A 13,009-nucleotide genomic window follows, 5' to 3' on the forward strand; every position below is an offset into this window, starting at 1 on the left:
AGAGCGCTACACATTGAATTGCAATATATTATCTAGAATTCCTGCTGCCTTGGCGGCCGCTTTCCCCAATATTGATATAGGTCTGTACGAATAAACCCATTAAAAAGCTTTCTTTTTTTCGTTGCAGGCTTTCCATATAATTGTTCAAAGTTTTCATTTGAAGTCATTATATAAATGGACCAGGTATCAAGCTTGCTAAAAGCTAATCCCATTTCTTTGTACATTTGCTCTACTGCATTTTTTTCCCCTAGTCGTTCACCGTAGGGTGGGTTCCCACAGATAACACCATATTCCTTTTTAGTCGAAATATCTTTTACCTGCATTTGTTTGAAATTAATTAATTCACCAAACCCTGCTTCAAAAGCATTCTCCTGAGCAATTTTCACCATACGGTGGTCAATATCTGAACCTGTAATATCAAGGGGCTGATCGTAATTTGCCAAATCCTCCGCCTCTGTTCGAACATCATCCCAAACCTTGGAAGGAATCCAATTCCAACTTTCAGACACAAACTCTCGATTAAATCCAGGAGCAATATTTTGACCAATTAAAGCAGCTTCAATTGGAATCGTTCCAGAACCACAAAAGGGGTCAATAAACGGACGATCAGGCTTCCAATTCGTAAGCATGATCAGAGCAGCAGCAGTAGTTTCCTTTAACGGAGCCAATCCTTGATCAGCACGATAGCCGCGTTTATGAAGTCCTTCACCGCTGGTATCAATCGTAATCGTAGCAATATCCTTTAACATAGCCACTTCAATACGGTATAATCCACCTGTTTCCTCGAACCAGGAATTCCTTTTATAATGAGTTTTCATTCTTTCAACAACGGCCTTTTTTACAATCGATTGGCAATCTGAAATACTAAAAAGCTTGGATTTCACTGACTTGCCGATTACAGGAAACTCTGCATCTTCCGGTAGATATTTTTCCCAAGGCAATGCCTTTGTTTTTTCAAATAATTCATCAAAAGTATAAGCTTTAAATTCTCCAACCTTTATCTTTACCCTTGCAGCCGTCCGCAGCCATAAATTCGTACGGGCGATTGCATACTCGTCTCCAGTAAATGTTATTTTCCCATTATCCACTTCGCATTCATAACCAAGTGAACGAACTTCTTTCGCAACAAGAGCTTCTAGACCCATCGCTGCCGTTGCGATTAATTGATATTTTCCCATTATTTCACCCTTAACAAAATATGTATGTTCTCATTATAGACCAAACGCAAAGCTTGAATGCACTCGACAATTGAAAATAAAAAAGCCCTCCCGATTAGGAGAGCCGTTCAATTCTTCATACTTTCCCATTAAAAACGTTCTGTAAGCCATGTTCTGTACCATTGTACTACAAACGACTTTGGAGTCTCGTACTTAGGTGGTAATCATCTATCTACAGAATCTTAATGACTCTGTCCTTCTCCTTGTTCAATTCCTCAGAGAAAGTGCCCCTACCATAATTTGGGTTTCTCGCTCGTGGGGTTTACCGCGTTCCACCCTTTCCATTTCTAGAAAGGCTCCGTCACTGTGGCACTTTTATAGGTATTCATACCATATCCCAAGGGACTTAGGTATTTTCCCGGCCGTCAACTGGATAACCCAGCTGCCCTAGCTTATGAATTCGCTAGGCACGAACACTACGAGCATCGCAGCTCGTGCGAGCATGGACTTTCCTCTACAATTCGCCAATGCGATTGTAGCGATTACCCGAACGTAATTAATGAAGACAATTTTTATTATATGTATTTCATGGTGTTAATTCAATGGTTTTTATTAGGAAATCCGGGTATTTTCTGTTAATCGTATAATTTGCTGCCAAATACATGCTTTTCAAGATTGGATAATCGTTTTAAAATATCAAAATTCGTTGTACCGGCTGGCTGGGAAATCGGCTGCCTTCTTGATGTTTCTTCAAGCTGCTTACGTAAGCGAAGATTTTCCTGTTGCAGATCATCAATTTCTTGATGAAAGACTTCGTAATCCTTAATAATTAAATCCAAAAATTTATCCACATCTTCTTGTTTATACCCTCTAACTGCTGTTTTAAACTCTTTTTCCAATATATCCTTTGCCGTTAATTTCACTTTATCAGACAGCATTCAAATCACCTCAAAATTCGCCAATCATTACCTATTATTTTTTCAAAAATATACGCTTTTGTCAATTTATCTTTCCTAAATGATTAAAAATCAGATCTTTTTAATTGTTCCTCTTCAACAATCAACTGTAAATCATAAAAGGTAATCAGTTGGATAGGATAGGACCTCAGACTTTGGTATTGAAGGGCTAGTTCATATAGGTATTTGGGACTTCCCTCTTTATCCTGATCGTAAAGAAGTAATAGCGCATCACTTTTCTCAAGAAAAAATTGATTTTTAAGCCGGAATTGCCATGGCTTTTCATAACCTTTTTTTGTAACGGAGTCTACAAAATCTGCTTGCATCAGAACTGATTCATACCACTCTCTATTTTTTTCACTCCAGTTTGCCTCTTGTTCCAAAAATGGTGTAATGACAGCTAGTCTTAATTCAGGAAATTCTTCTTGCAGTTCAAAAACGGCCTCCCCTGCCCAAAGTTCAACTCCTAATTGGCCGCTGATTAATACCCATTCGAGTCCTTCCTCGAGCAAACGAAGCAATTCTTTTTTGATGGCAGCCTTTATGAAAATGACAGAAGGGTGATCATTTTGAAAAATCCCTAATTCAAAGGCCTTATAACCGGAAATCGTAAGTACCTTCGGCATAACTACTCCCTCTAAAAAAATTTTTATAAATAGGACAAACACATTTTAAAAGATAGCATATTATGTAGTAAACCAAAAAGAAACAAGGGCTAAAAAGCCCTTGTAAAATTCGCTTTATTCTTAGTAAAAACCAGGTCCCATTGGTCCAGGTCCCATCGGTCCAGGTCCCATCGGTCCTGCTCCCATCGGTCCTGCTCCCATTGGTCCTGGGCCAAAGCCTGGTCCGCCTGCACCTGGCATTCCACAAGGTGAGCAACAGTTGATGTGTTGATTGCAAACCTCTTCACAGCAAGAAGCGGACTGCGGACAATAGTGTTTATGTTGATACATATGATGGTTCACAGTTGTTGTGTGAACGGGATGAATGTGTGGCACCACCGTTGATGAAAACGTATGGTTCACAATGTTAGTTGTCGGATGAATGACTGGCGGCGTAACATTAGTACCTAAATACATATTGATTTCTCCTTTCAGATAGTTATTCTATTTACACTAATAGGCTATGTTGAAAGAAGGATTCTTGTACTAAGGAAAATACCTAATTTTAAGCCGGACAGATTTTATTTTTGAAAAACCTAAAAGATTGAATAAAAGCTATCTTTTAAGCTTGTAAAAAGGACAGCAGTCAAACAAACGACAGCAAAAAATAAAAACAAAATTGCCTTATACATATTACCAGCTCCATATTTATTCTTGAGTCGTTTTTACTCACACAGTTTTACATTTTACCTTGTTTAACAAGGATAAACAATATAGAATTGCTGGTTTTTGCGTGAAAAAAATATGAAATTTTTATTACAAAAAATCGAAATACGGCGAAATAGCGTTTAAGAAGAAGTTTTATAGCGAATTTTGCGCTTACCCAGGAAATTTACCGAGTTTTTTCTCCAATCGTTTTAGTCTTACCTCAAGTTGATAAAGAGAAAGCGGATGGTTATCCTTTTTTTTCCTTTGCAATTGACTGACAGTGTCCATCGCTTTTATACAGTATTTTCTTGCAATCTCCACATCTTTTATTCTATGTTCATATATCTTTGTCAATTCAAGGCATGATTCTTGAACAATCCCTAGGTCTTCTGATTGAACTGTTTCACTTAAAAGGTTCACAACCTTTTCCCATTCCCGTTCCTTTTTTAATTGAAAGGCAAGAGCCAGTTTCGCGTGATCTGAAGGAAGATCATTCCCGCTTGTTAGCTTCGTTAACACCTTTTTTGCTTCGTTTTCTTCACCGAGTGCAGCAAACCATCTTCCAACTTCAAAAGTTTCCATCCTAGACCGATTCGGATCAAAACCGCAAATTTGAAAGGTTAAATGAGTATATAGGGTGACAAGGGAAAGGATATCCACTTCATTGTGTTTTAAGATGCCAATCATTCCGTCAGGCTGTTTACTCTCGATAAAATCAAAATAAATCATCGGAGCCAAAAAACCCGGAATATCATCAATCCTTTCAACACCTAATACCTCTTTTTCAACAACTGCCAATTTTAAACGGTCTAACCTATGTTTCCAGAGTCTTCTTGCAGAATGGAACAAATCAAAATGTCCAAAGGATGGCAGTTTTGGAACATGGTCCCTGACAAGAGTATGCCTCGTTTTTACCTGCGGCCAGTCAAACGATTTTCCATTATAGGTGACAAGCGTCTTATAGTTTACTTTTTCCAAAAAACTGTGATATAAAGGGACCTCCGCACCCGGATTAGGCAAAATATGCTGTCGTAAAACTAATTCATTTCCTGATACACTGGCATAACCAAGTAAAAAAATAGTATTGCCGACTCCACCGCCAAGACCTGTTGTTTCTGTGTCAAAAAAGAATAATTCTTCGGCTCGATGTCCTGCAGCAGATAATGGATGGCTAATAGATTGTTTGTTCCATATTTCAACGGCTGTAAGAAAATCTTGAAAATGATAATGCCCATGCATCTGCGATAATGGATATTTCACCTCGCGGATGAGACAGTAGTTTTGATCCAGCGCGTATGGAAAAACATTTTCACTTTCCCATTGCTCCCGAAATGGAATCTCCAACACGGAAGACTTAGGAACACTTAAGTCTTTTTCTATTTGAACTCCTGTTGAAATATGTGGTTTTAACCGATTTAGTTTATTTTTTAAGGACACTTTTTACACTTCCCTTATTGACCCAGAAAACTTTACAAATACATTTATAATTTTAATTGCATCTTTTTTGGACTGCTCATTAATCGTTTCAGCGCCAATACAGGATGGACAACCGGATTCACATTGGCAATGCTCAATCATTTTTTTAGTTTCTTCAAAGACCTCTGGCATCCCTTGATAGATTTTTTCACTTAGGCCAATCCCACCAGGATAGCGGTCATAAAAGAATATCGTTGGTTTTTCGTTATGATCTGCTTTAACCTGCGGGACAACATGGATATCTTGTGGGTCTGCCATCACAAACAATGGGGCTATATGGTTTAGAGCATGGGCGGCTCCAATCAATCCTTGTTCTAACCTTTCCTGATCCATTTCAGCAAAAGACTGATCCAATGAAATCCACGCTGCATTTGTATGCAGTTCTTCTTCGGGCAGATGGATTGGACCGGAACCGATATTTTCATGAGTTTCAAATTTGATTTTTTTAAAAATCGTTGCCATAGCGCGGACACTTACATCGCCAAAACCGATTTCAGCTTGAGTTTGCAAGGTAAGCTTATCGACCTCAAGGACCTTTAATTGGACAGCTAGATTTGCATCAGTAAAATAGTCAACGTCTACTTCTCGAACAAATGCCTTTTTTTCATCCCAATCCAGCTTTTCAACTTGGTATTGACGGCCTTGATGCAAATAAATGGCTTCATCATGAAGTAATGTCATGGCGGAAAAACGATCCATTTCGCCTATCACCTTTACATTCGCAGTCTCTGATTGATCCACAATTACAATATTTTCCTGAGAAGCAGACCGAAGGCTAATATTGTGGGCAGGAAAGGAATCATTCATCCAATACCATTTATCCCCATTTCGATAGAGAATGCGCTCCTCTGTTAAATATTCTAACAGCTCCTCTGTATCCACAGACCCGAATTTCTCCTCCTTCTTAAAAGGAAGCTCATATGCAGCACATTTCATGTGGTCAATTAAAATGATCAAATTATCGGGATTGATTCTCGCTGTTTCCGGACTTTTACTGAAAAAGTATCCCGGGTTCTGGATAATATATTGGTCAAGAGGGCTTGAACTGGCAACCATAATAACCAGGGCCTCTCCGTGCCTTCTTCCGGCTCTTCCTGCCTGCTGCCATGCACTCGAAATGGTCCCCGGATAGCCGGTCATAATACAAACCTGAAGCTGTCCAATATCCACTCCAAGCTCCAGAGCATTGGTGCTTATAACCCCATAAATATCTCCTGAACGCAGACCCTTCTCAATTTTTCTTCTTTCCGTCGGAAGATATCCGCCTCGATATCCCATAATTGACTTAGCTCCTAATTGGTTTTTCACCAATTCCTGAAGATAGGTTAAAATGATTTCAACCCTTACCCTGCTTCTCGCAAATACAATCGTTTGAATTTTATTTTTTAATAATTCTCCGGCAATTTTCCTTACCTCGAGTGTGGCACTTCGCCGAATATTTAGCGGTTTGTTCACAATTGGCGGATTATAGAATAAAAAGTGTTTCTTGCCGCTGGGGGCACCATTATTATCAATTAAACACATCTTTTCTTCCGTTAACGCTTCTGCCAGCTCAAGAGGATTTGCAATCGTTGCGGATGTACAAATAAAAACAGGATTGCTGCCGTAATACCGGCAAATCCGTTTTAACCTTCGAATTACATTGGCAACATGACTGCCAAACACCCCCCGATAGGTATGGAGTTCATCAATCACAACAAATTTAAGATTTTCAAAAAGGGATACCCATTTTGTATGATGGGGCAATATTGCAGAATGGAGCATATCTGGATTGGTAATGACGACATGTCCCGCCTTCCTCACTCTTTGCCGAATAGTCGCAGGTGTATCTCCGTCATATGTATAGCTGTTTATATCCACACCCGCTGCCTGAATGATTTCGTTAATTTCACTTTTTTGATCCTGTGCCAGTGCTTTTGTCGGAAACATATATAAAGCCCGCGCATTTGGATTTTGGAGAATCGTTTGCAAAACGGGCAGGTTATAACAAAGGGTCTTACCTGAAGCAGTTGGTGTTACTGCAACAATGCTTCTCCCATCCATAACGGTTTTATAGGCAGTGCTCTGATGCGAATAAAGTTCTTTTATTCCCTTATTATTCAATGCCTGACTTAAAACAGGATGTAAGGATTTAGGCATTGAAACGGTTTGGGCCGGTTTTTCTTCAATTGTCTCCCATGTCACGATATTTTCTTTAAATTGTTCATTTGTCTTTAACTCAGATATAATTTCCTGCAGGTTTTTTTTCAACTTCATAAACCTCACCTCAATACTTCTATTTTATCGAATAAACGTTCGTAATTAAAGAGTTAAACGGATATTTTTCCTTATTTATAGTCTGGATAATTATCCCAACCGGCCTTTCTTTAGCCACAATTTTGTAACATTTAAAACATCTTTTTTAAGTGAATACAGGTAATGATTAAAAAAAGGCTTGTTTTTTTGATACAATAGATTAAAACTAATTTAATGTGGTGAAAGAATGAAAATAGAAGAAATTAAAAAGGTACTTTCAGAATTCACTCTTTTTCGAGACTTAAATGACTATGAATTAACAAAAGTAACCGATATCGCGATTGTGAGGGAATGGAAAAAGCATAGCCACGTTTTTTTACAGGGAGACCCGCTTGAAAATGTCTACTTTATTAAAACTGGGAAAGTAAAAATCTATAAAAGCGATATTAGCGGGAAAGAACAACTTGTTAACATTATGAAAAAAGGTGAAATGTTTCCGCATGTCGGCTTTTTTAGAAAAGGAGACTACCCTGCCTATGCTGAAATCCTCGAGCCATCAACCTTAATTGCAATCCCCATACTAAAGTTTGAATCTGTGCTAATTGAAAACCCTGAGTTATGTATAAAAGTATTTCGTGTCCTTGGGGAAAAAATTGTTGATCTGCAAAACCGGTTGGAGGAACAAATTCTTAATAATACGTATGAACAAATTATTAAATTACTCATCCGCCTTGCACAAAAGTATGGCAAAAAGCTTGAAAATAGCACCATCCTCTTAAAAGCGGAATTTACCAATAAGGATCTTGCCAACATGATTGGAACAACCCGCGAAACGATAAGCCGGACACTGACAAAAATGAAAAAAGAGGAATTAATTGAAGTTGACGATGAAGGCAATATGATGCTTGATATCGATACTCTGATGGAAGAGATTCATTTAATCTAAGGAAAGTTTAACCGCTGTCTCACTTGGCAGCGGTTTTCATTTATTCTGTTCCTATCCGAGGCCAGGCCGGCTCTGTTATTCAGGCACATACCTAGTACCGTTAGCATATGATGTTGTGTGAAATTCTTGAAAGTGAGGGAATTGCAATGTCATCCATGCTTCCGGGCGATCAAAATAACAAAAAAAAATCAAAAACCGAGCCGTTCAGCGATCTATTCAAATCTATGAATGACTTGTTTCATGAACAGCCTATCAGAGGTTTTTTACAATCGATTGATGAATTTTTTAAAACCCCCTTTCCACTCAGTGCGGCTTTTCCCGTTGAAACGGTTGAAACCAAGGAGGAATATATTATTACGGCAGAACTTCCGGGAATTAAAAGAGAGCAGATTCATTTAAATATTTCCGGCCATTACGTAACGATTTCCATTGATAACAATGAAATGATCACCGAGGAAGATGAAAAAAATCAGCTTTATCATAAAAGGCAATTGCGTCAGCACTCCTCTAGAACCATTTCACTTCCCTACCAAATTAATGAAAAAAAAGTTAAAGCCTCCTACCGTGATGGCTTACTTCAAATCCGAATTCCTCAGGAAAAAGGAAAAGTCATCAGAATTGAAGAATAACATACATGAACAAAAAAGACGGCTTAAGCGAAGCCGTCTTTTTTATGGTTTGAACATGCCGCCAAGCCCCTTTACCAGTGTAGATACTTGATTTACTGCATTCATCATTGTACCGGCAGTATTCATCATTTTATTAAGATCTACTGTCCCATCCTGGGACTTAAATGAATTCATAATCGATTTCATTCCCCCAGGTTGTTTGGGGATCATGTTTTGTTTTGGATAGGGATTCATCATTGGATACCCGTTCATGGGCATATACTGGTTAGAAACCTTTTTCTCTTGTGGCTGAAGCGGGTTTTGGAAAAGAAATTGCGAATCCTTCTGTGAAAACTGCTGATTTGGATAGGGCATTGGCTGTTGAAACATTCCTTGTTGATAGGTTTGGCCAACCATTTTCGGTAAGTATGGGTTTTGCTGTTGGTACTGGTTCCAATCGTAATTTTGTGTTTGGGACGGATACGGAAAGGGCTGATTTAAAACAAACCCTTGATGATTTCTTTCATAATCAACTGGCCACCCTTGCTTCCTTTGCCCTGGTAATCCATGATTAAAGAAGGGATTTGGCCTATAGTTACCATACATGGGCAAACATCTCCTCCACACTTTCATTACTTCACTTTATGATAAAAACCTAGGAAAGGTGATTATTTTTAAAAGCACAGCGATTTGTCAAAACGAAGCGAATTTTGTCTGAAGTTTAAATATTTCAAAAACAAAAAATCTTTTTTTTTCGTGATACGATAGATAAAAGGTGAAGGAGGAGAAATCTATGGATATTCATGAATTAAAAAGCAAATTTATTCAAAGTCGAGATTACAGCACAAATGATGTTAATACACTAATGGATTTTGCCAAGAAAGCCTATATTCACAATGAAATTAGCATTAAAGAATATCGCCTTCTTGTCCGTGAACTTGAATCTCAAGGCGCGGTTATTCCTGAAAATTATACGGAAAACTCCCTCATCGAAAATTCTAACTAAATCACTTTAAAGAGATGCCATTTGGCATCTTTTTTCTATTTTTCTAACTCCATTAATAGACTTGTTAAAAAATATTCTACCGTTCGATTTGTATTCGTGAACCTTGTTCGGCTTGTTTCTGGGAAAAAGGCTTGGATGGATAGATCAGAAATATGTTCGGCGGTAAGATCTATTTGCTTTTCATGAATATGCTTACGAGCGTTTTCTCTTAGCCATTTTTTCATTAACTCCTTCCATTCATCCGTTACCATCTTTACTTCATCGGCAAAAGGTTTTATCACCTGATGAAAATCCTGTTTTATCCCTGTTTCACGTACTTCTTGATAATATTTCAAAAATAATTGATTGTTTTGAAGTAATTTTTGCGTTAGTTCTTTATGTCGCTCTTTCATATGCTACCTTCCTTTTTTGGCAAAATAAAAAGTAGCTGTGAATGACAAAGCTACCTTAAAAAGATATTCTCTATTTTACTGTTTATTAAAAGCCAAGTTCAAGCTTTAGCCTTCCAGAGACATGATTTTGCTTTAGATCTGTATGATTACAGGTATCAGGGAAGAGATTCCCCATTTCCTCTTCTATTGCTGATAATTTTTGTTTAGGCATTGTCAATTTATTGTGTTCATCTTCCACTAAACTGTTTCGAAGGTCTGAGAATGATGCCTCTAGAACCGACTCTAATTCTTCCAACTGATCGTATATATCTGTTAGCATCGTAAGCAGCATTTCTTTTTCAGACATTGGCTTATTCATTATTAACAGCCTCCTCAAGTTTTCTCTAAGATAGTAATTCTCCCTCTTTTTCCTGCTTCCTTCTACCCTGACAAAACTAGAAGTTATTCGTCAAACAAAGTGTAATTTTGGCATTTTAAGCTTATGTTTTCGACAAATCGGATTCCGAATGAAATTAGTAAAAACGTACAAGCTAGAAGTGGAGGTGTTTTCGATGACAAATAAAAAACAGCAAAATAAAAATCCTAGACAATCAGAGACTGAAAAAAGGGCTGGCTATGGTGACAAAAAACTAGAAGGCCCAAATCGGCCAGCAGAATAACGAAAAAAAGCAAGGAACTCCTTGCTCAGGCTATTGAAAATCTTTCGATAGCCTTTTATTTTATTTGCTCTCTTAAATGATTAATTACGTTATATTATTGTAAAACTAAAGATTTTGGTCTTTGCAATAAGTGTTGATTTCCGCTCCAGGCACTTCGCTCCAATCAACAGGTGCATCAATAAAGCCCACAACATTTTTGTGAGGATTATAGAGAATACAAGTCTGTTCCAAAGAAGTGTGGGAACTCAATTGGGCAATGAATCCACTTTTCTTTTCCCTTTTAACAGTAATTTCATATAGCAAGGTTTGAAAAAGTGTGTGCGATACTTTAGGTTGATTGTCCCCTGTTGATTGGAGTGGAGGGCACTCGACTCCTGCGGGATAGAGAGGGCACTGGAGACCCCACAGGCGCAAGCGCCGAGGAGGCTCCAGGACCTCCCCGCGGAAAGCGAGTGACCGGAGCGGAAATCAACAGGCCCTTTTGCAGGGACAATCTGTAAATTGGTATTTAGATTTGCAATCTAAGCAAGGTCTCCATGCATTTTTTCGTTTATAAAAAGGAATTTTTTAGAGCAAGCATGAGTTCCAGTTGACTTAATTTCTTGAAATACCAATCTGTTAGGTGAATTGAATGTTTATGACTGACTGGTCCATGGAGCCATATTGGGGATACACGTTGGTGTTTATTCCAATCCTCATAGGTATGTTGATGATGTTTGATAACAGGAAAAGATGCTCTTAGTATGGGTGTTTTTCTTACAATCTTCGTTTTAAAGTACTGTTCATAATCATACCTTGAACCTGTATGAGGTGTACGATTGGCAAATTCAAAAAAATAAGGAAATAAACGTGGATGAAAAAGAATATTTGCAAGCCGTTTCCCCAAATGAATTCTTTTTGAAACCGATCGGAATCCACTCACACAGGACCCATATACTTCTCCCCCACAGGTCGGAAACAATACACAACTGAAATGAAGCCAATCTTGAAAAGTGAAAATCATCGAACGAAACACTTTCTTCTTATAAATTGGATGCTCAATAATTGGTTGTTGAATGACATTTTGTTCATTAATAATTAAAGCCGTCATCATTCTGAACTTATCTTTTTCATTCCAATAGTGAACCCATTCTTTTTGAATAAATGAAGAAACATTGAAATATGGAAGTAAATGAAACATCGGACGGTCTAATCTCGTCGAATATTGATAGAGCAACAGCTGGGGGAAAACATCGTGGAAAATTAACCAATTAGCCCGCTCATAGGTTAGGAAAAGCTGCTTTCTTATTTTCGGCTCCAATAAATGCGGGAATATAGATCCTTCAAGGTCACACATATTCCATCCCCCATTCCTTGAAACCATATGGGCAAGAAAGGACCAAATAATATCAGGATTTTTCTTGAAATACCGAAAATAGGCATTTGTTCTTGAAATATTATCGAGATTTTTCTTTTCCGTTTCAGTTATTATTTGACGGATAATCTCCTGTTCCTGTATTGTAAAATGATTCATTATTCTCTTCCCTTGTTAAAATAAAAGTTGTAATGATTAGAATACGGAACTTGCAAATTTTTATGCACTCAACTCGGCTTTGATTTGTTATGATAAATAATAGTTTGAGAGGTGCAAAATATGAGTGTGAATTATCCAAACGGAAAACAGTATATTCCTAATGCAGCAGCAAACACCACAATTGCTAATAAGAAAAAAAATGAATCTTACAGTAATCGTGGAATGACTCTTGAAGAAGACTTAAATATAACAAATGAATTTTACAGAGAAAAAAAAATTGCGGTTGTACATAAAAAACCTACACCTGTTCAAATTGTTCAGGTAGATTACCCGATGCGAAGTGCAGCTGTAATAAAGGAAGCTTATTTCAAGCAAGCCTCTACTACAGATTATAACGGGGTATATAAAGGTAAATATATTGATTTTGAAGCAAAAGAAACACAGAATTCTAGTTCATTTCCCTTAAAGAATTTCCATGAGCACCAAATCCGACATATGGAAGAAGTACTGCTTCAGGGAGGAATATGTTTTGTCATTTTAAGATTTACAAAACAGGAACAGGTTTATTTGCTTGAAGCGAAAAACTTATTACAATTTTGGGATAGAATGAAAACAGGAGGAAGAAAATCAATTACCAAGGAGGAAATTGAACAACTTGGGTATTATATTCCGCTTGGATTCCAAGCAAGAATTGACTATATTGGAATAATAGATACGCTTTATCAATTGTCTTAAATAACCTTGAGTG

General features: G+C 37.6%; 14 protein-coding genes and 1 other RNA gene. 4 read left to right on the forward strand and 11 right to left on the reverse strand.

The window, feature by feature from the left end; genetic code table 11:
- Positions 1 to 32: 32 nt before the first annotated feature.
- The 7 genes from M028_RS0106795 to M028_RS0106825 form a co-directional block, all read right to left on the reverse strand.
- Positions 33 to 1,178: a THUMP domain-containing class I SAM-dependent RNA methyltransferase gene (locus M028_RS0106795; RefSeq protein WP_026573230.1), complete on the reverse strand. Its 1,146-nt coding sequence runs from the start codon at positions 1,176 to 1,178 to the stop codon at positions 33 to 35.
- Positions 1,179 to 1,315: 137 nt separating this feature from the next.
- An RNA gene (gene rnpB / locus M028_RS31975) (RNase P RNA component class B) lies at positions 1,316 to 1,711 on the reverse strand.
- An 81-nt stretch (positions 1,712 to 1,792) separates the two neighbouring features.
- The gene (gene gpsB, locus M028_RS0106800) at positions 1,793 to 2,095 is read right to left on the reverse strand and encodes a cell division regulator GpsB (RefSeq protein ID WP_026573231.1); all 303 of its coding nucleotides are present in this window, start codon (positions 2,093 to 2,095) and stop codon (positions 1,793 to 1,795) included.
- 83 nt (positions 2,096 to 2,178) lie between these two features.
- On the reverse strand, positions 2,179 to 2,739 hold the full coding sequence (locus M028_RS0106805; RefSeq protein ID WP_026573232.1) for a DUF1273 domain-containing protein: 561 nt from the start codon (positions 2,737 to 2,739) through the stop codon (positions 2,179 to 2,181).
- A gap of 120 nt (positions 2,740 to 2,859) precedes the next feature.
- Complete coding sequence (locus tag M028_RS29565; RefSeq protein WP_035423888.1) at positions 2,860 to 3,195, reverse strand: CotD family spore coat protein; 336 nt, start codon at positions 3,193 to 3,195, stop codon at positions 2,860 to 2,862.
- A gap of 402 nt (positions 3,196 to 3,597) precedes the next feature.
- Positions 3,598 to 4,863 (reverse strand): ribonuclease H-like domain-containing protein, encoded by a 1,266-nt coding sequence (locus M028_RS0106820; RefSeq protein WP_026573233.1) that lies wholly within the window; start codon positions 4,861 to 4,863, stop codon positions 3,598 to 3,600.
- Between the two features lie 3 nt (positions 4,864 to 4,866).
- Positions 4,867 to 7,158, reverse strand: coding sequence for a DEAD/DEAH box helicase (locus M028_RS0106825; RefSeq protein WP_026573234.1), 2,292 nt, complete (start codon positions 7,156 to 7,158; stop codon positions 4,867 to 4,869).
- Between the two features lie 226 nt (positions 7,159 to 7,384).
- Between M028_RS0106825 and M028_RS0106830 the strand changes: the two genes are divergently transcribed.
- Together M028_RS0106830 and M028_RS0106835 are read left to right on the forward strand one after the other, a co-directional pair.
- Complete coding sequence (locus tag M028_RS0106830; protein ID WP_026573235.1) at positions 7,385 to 8,083, forward strand: Crp/Fnr family transcriptional regulator; 699 nt, start codon at positions 7,385 to 7,387, stop codon at positions 8,081 to 8,083.
- Positions 8,084 to 8,229: 146 nt separating this feature from the next.
- Positions 8,230 to 8,712, forward strand: a complete 483-nt coding sequence (locus M028_RS0106835; protein ID WP_026573236.1) for an Hsp20/alpha crystallin family protein — start codon at positions 8,230 to 8,232, stop codon at positions 8,710 to 8,712.
- A 42-nt stretch (positions 8,713 to 8,754) separates the two neighbouring features.
- Here M028_RS0106835 and M028_RS31445 read toward each other — a convergent pair whose 3' ends face one another.
- A complete protein-coding gene (locus M028_RS31445; RefSeq protein ID WP_051590958.1) occupies positions 8,755 to 9,297 on the reverse strand; it encodes a YppG family protein in 543 nt (180 codons plus the stop codon).
- 187 nt (positions 9,298 to 9,484) lie between these two features.
- Between M028_RS31445 and M028_RS0106845 the strand changes: the two genes are divergently transcribed.
- Positions 9,485 to 9,697, forward strand: a complete 213-nt coding sequence (locus tag M028_RS0106845) for a YppF family protein (RefSeq protein WP_026573237.1) — start codon at positions 9,485 to 9,487, stop codon at positions 9,695 to 9,697.
- A gap of 35 nt (positions 9,698 to 9,732) precedes the next feature.
- Here the strand turns inward: M028_RS0106845 and M028_RS0106850 are convergent, their stop codons facing one another.
- The 3 genes from M028_RS0106850 to M028_RS0106870 all read right to left on the reverse strand — a co-directional run bounded on the left by M028_RS0106850 (position 9,733) and on the right by M028_RS0106870 (position 12,261).
- Positions 9,733 to 10,089, reverse strand: a complete 357-nt coding sequence (locus tag M028_RS0106850) for a DUF1798 family protein (RefSeq protein ID WP_026573238.1) — start codon at positions 10,087 to 10,089, stop codon at positions 9,733 to 9,735.
- 85 nt (positions 10,090 to 10,174) lie between these two features.
- Complete coding sequence (locus tag M028_RS0106855; RefSeq protein WP_026573239.1) at positions 10,175 to 10,447, reverse strand: hypothetical protein; 273 nt, start codon at positions 10,445 to 10,447, stop codon at positions 10,175 to 10,177.
- 851 nt (positions 10,448 to 11,298) lie between these two features.
- Positions 11,299 to 12,261: a DUF2515 domain-containing protein gene (locus tag M028_RS0106870; RefSeq protein ID WP_026573241.1), complete on the reverse strand. Its 963-nt coding sequence runs from the start codon at positions 12,259 to 12,261 to the stop codon at positions 11,299 to 11,301.
- Between the two features lie 120 nt (positions 12,262 to 12,381).
- Here M028_RS0106870 and recU point away from each other — a divergent pair, with 120 nt between their 5' ends.
- Entirely contained in the window at positions 12,382 to 12,996 is a 615-nt protein-coding gene (gene recU / locus M028_RS0106875; RefSeq protein WP_026573242.1) for a Holliday junction resolvase RecU, read from the forward strand.
- Positions 12,997 to 13,009: the final 13 nt, after the last annotated feature.

The organism is Bacillus sp. UNC438CL73TsuS30 (assembly GCF_000482325.1).
GTDB lineage: Bacteria > Bacillota > Bacilli > Bacillales > Cytobacillaceae > Neobacillus.

Coding starts and splice junctions, on each gene's coding strand:
- M028_RS0106795 (WP_026573230.1), bottom strand. CDS start 1,178: ATGGGAAAATATCAATTAATCGCAACGGCAGCGATGGGTCTAGAAGCT.
- gpsB (WP_026573231.1), bottom strand. CDS start 2,095: ATGCTGTCTGATAAAGTGAAATTAACGGCAAAGGATATATTGGAAAAA.
- M028_RS0106805 (WP_026573232.1), bottom strand. CDS start 2,739: ATGCCGAAGGTACTTACGATTTCCGGTTATAAGGCCTTTGAATTAGGG.
- M028_RS29565 (WP_035423888.1), bottom strand. CDS start 3,195: ATGTATTTAGGTACTAATGTTACGCCGCCAGTCATTCATCCGACAACT.
- M028_RS0106825 (WP_026573234.1), bottom strand. CDS start 7,158: ATGAAGTTGAAAAAAAACCTGCAGGAAATTATATCTGAGTTAAAGACA.
- M028_RS0106830 (WP_026573235.1), top strand. CDS start 7,385: ATGAAAATAGAAGAAATTAAAAAGGTACTTTCAGAATTCACTCTTTTT.
- M028_RS0106835 (WP_026573236.1), top strand. CDS start 8,230: ATGTCATCCATGCTTCCGGGCGATCAAAATAACAAAAAAAAATCAAAA.
- M028_RS31445 (WP_051590958.1), bottom strand. CDS start 9,297: ATGTATGGTAACTATAGGCCAAATCCCTTCTTTAATCATGGATTACCA.
- M028_RS0106845 (WP_026573237.1), top strand. CDS start 9,485: ATGGATATTCATGAATTAAAAAGCAAATTTATTCAAAGTCGAGATTAC.
- M028_RS0106850 (WP_026573238.1), bottom strand. CDS start 10,089: ATGAAAGAGCGACATAAAGAACTAACGCAAAAATTACTTCAAAACAAT.
- M028_RS0106855 (WP_026573239.1), bottom strand. CDS start 10,447: ATGAATAAGCCAATGTCTGAAAAAGAAATGCTGCTTACGATGCTAACA.
- M028_RS0106870 (WP_026573241.1), bottom strand. CDS start 12,261: ATGAATCATTTTACAATACAGGAACAGGAGATTATCCGTCAAATAATA.
- recU (WP_026573242.1), top strand. CDS start 12,382: ATGAGTGTGAATTATCCAAACGGAAAACAGTATATTCCTAATGCAGCA.